Raw genomic sequence first — 2657 nt, 5'->3', positions numbered from 1 at the left:
GGACCGGGTCGGCCTGGCCGCCGCCCGAGGGCCCCGGGCGGCCCGAACCGGCCGGACCGTCCGATCCATCCGAACCGTCCGAACCCACCGGGCCGGCCCTGGGGCCGACTCTCGTCCGGGCCCTCGCCGCCGTGCCCGACCTGGCCGGCGCCGTCGAAGCCGTCCTGCGGCAGGGCGCCGCCCCGCTCGGCGCCCACGTCGTACTCGTCTGGCAGCGACTGCCCGCCGGCGCCCTCGGTCTCGCCGCCCAGGCCGGACTGCCGGCCGACGAGGCCGAGGCCTGGAGCCGGGTCCCGCCCGGCGTCCCGAGCCCCGCCCAGCAGGCCGTCGCCACCGGCGACGAGCGGTGGCCCGACGACCCGCCACCGCCCGGCCCCCACGTCGGCGGCCCCGACAGCACCAGGGCCGTCCTCCCGCTGCTGGACGACGGCGGCCGGCGCCGCGGCGCGCTCGAAGTGCTCTGGCCCGGCCCCGCACCCGCCCTCAACCCCTCGCGGCGCCGCCAGCTCCGGGCCCTCGCCGACCTCTGCGCCACCGTCCTCGGCCGGCCCGAACCCGCCGTCCCGCCGGACCGGCAGGCCGCCCTGCTGGACGGCCTGCTCACCCCCGCCCTGCTGCTCGCCCCCGTGCTGCGCGAGGGACGGGCCGTCGACTTCACCATCCTGCGCACCAACCGCGCCTTCCAGGACCCGCTCGGCCGCCCGCGCGGCGGCCTGGACGGCACCTCCCTGCTGGAGGCCTACCCGGTGGCCTGCGCCACCGGTCTGCTCGAACCGCTGCTGCGCGCCCACGAGACCGGGGAGACCCGCACCGACGACCGCCTCCACCTGGTCTTCCAGGGCGGCGGCATCGCCCAGCCCGTCACGCTCCGGATCGCCGTCGCCCCGCTGGACGGGCGGCTGCTGCTCAGCTGGCAGTGGGACGACGAGCGCTCCGGCGAGGCCGACCAGACCGCGCTGCTGCGCCAGGCCCAGCGCCTCGCCCGGGTCGCCGGGTTCGAGGAGCGGCCCGGGAGCGGCCGGATCCTCTGGAGCGCGGGCCTGCCCGAGCTGTTCGGCCTGCCGCCCGGCTCCCCGGCCGTCCCGCTGGCGCACCTCGCCCGGTACGTCCACCCGGACGACGGGCCCGCCGTTCGACGGCTGGTGGACACCGTCCAGCACCGTCTGCGCACCGCCTCCGCGGTGTTCCGGCTGGTCCGCCCGGACGGCACCCAGCGCTACACCCGCGTGGTGGCCGAGCCGGTCCTCGACGCCGACGGCGCGCTGAGCGCCGTGCGCGGCGCCTACCACGACGTGTCCGCGCAGCACTGGACCGAGGTCGCGCTCGGCGCCACCCGGGAGCGGCTGGCCGACAGCGAGCAGGAGTCGGCCGAGCGCGAACAGCTGGCGCTGCGGCTCCAGCAGGCGATCCTGCCCGCCGCCCCGCCGCCGCTCGGCGCCACCGGGCTGCACGCCGCCGTCCGCTACCGGCCCGCGGCCAAGCGCGAGCGGGTCGGCGGCGACTGGTACGACGTGCTGGTGCTGCCCGACCGGCGGGTGCTGCTCGCGGTCGGGGACGTGGCCGGCCACGGCGTCGGCGCGGCCACCGGCATGGTCGCGCTGCGGCACGCGCTGCGCGGACTGGCCGTCACCGGCGCGGGCCCGGCGCAGCTGCTGGAGTGGGCCAACACGGTGGCGCTGCGCGAACCGGACCAGGTGACCGCCACCGCCGTGTGCGTCCTGCTCGGCCCGGAGGACGGCACGCTGCGCTGGGCCCGCGCCGGTCACCTCCCCCCGATCCGGCTCGGCCCGGACGGCGCCGAGGTACTGCCCCTGCCGCACGGCGTGCTGCTCGGCGCGCTCGCGGACGCCGACTACGAGGAGTCCTCGTCCCGCCTCGCGCCGGGAGACGTCCTGCTGCTCTACACCGACGGCCTGGTCGAACGCCGTGACCGCCCGGTCGAGGAGTCCGTCGACCACCTCATCCGCGCCGCCGGCCCCCCGGGCCCCGACCTGGAACGCTACCTGGACCTGCTGCTGGAGCTGAGCCCGGCCGATACCGACGACGACACCTGCCTGGTCGCCGTCCGCGTCGAGCCGCCCGGCCCACCCGGCCCACCCGGCCCGCCCGCGTCCGGCAGGCACGGCGCCGCCTGAACGCACGGGCGTCCCGCCCCCGCGTTAGGGCGGGGCACGCCCGGGTAGGCGCGACCCAGCGGAGGGGATCGGACACCGAGGGGGCGAGGACGGAAGGAACACGTCATGCTGCTGTTCGGACTCCTCCTGGTCGCCGCGACGGCGGCCTTCACCGGGCTGCTGATCGCCGACAACCTCTCCGGCGGGCCGGAGTACCAGGTGACCGTCCTGGGCAACCCGCTGGTCGTGCTCGACAGCCTGGGCATCTTCCTCGCCGGGCTGGCCCTGGCACTGCTGTTCTGTCTCGGCCTCGCGCTGGCCGCCGCGGCCCGCAGGGCCCGGACCAGGCCGATCCGCCGGACGGCCCGGCGTGACCGCCTGACGGCCGACGACACGCGGGCGCCGCGCACCGACGAGCGGCCCGCCGACGAACCGGCCGCGCGCGAACCCGCTGCCGGCGAACCCGCTGACGGCGAACCCGTCGCCGGTGAACCGGTGGCCGGTGAACCGGTGGCCGGTGATCCGGCCGGCGGCCGTGCCACC

2 protein-coding genes are annotated in these 2657 nt (G+C 78.4%); both read left to right on the top strand.

What is annotated here, in order from left to right; genetic code table 11:
• A partial coding sequence (locus tag ABD308_RS00415) for a PP2C family protein-serine/threonine phosphatase (protein ID WP_344322277.1) occupies window positions 1-2135 on the top strand: 2135 nt, incomplete at its 5' end.
• 105 nt (window positions 2136-2240) lie between these two features.
• Window positions 2241-2657 (top strand): hypothetical protein (locus ABD308_RS00410; RefSeq protein ID WP_344322270.1); only part of this gene is annotated, 417 nt, incomplete at its 3' end.

The organism is Kitasatospora putterlickiae, assembly GCF_039527695.1.
Taxonomy (GTDB): domain Bacteria; phylum Actinomycetota; class Actinomycetes; order Streptomycetales; family Streptomycetaceae; genus Kitasatospora; species Kitasatospora putterlickiae.
The sequence above is the reverse complement of the archived record's forward strand: the minus strand, read 5'-3'. Positions and strand labels throughout refer to the sequence as shown.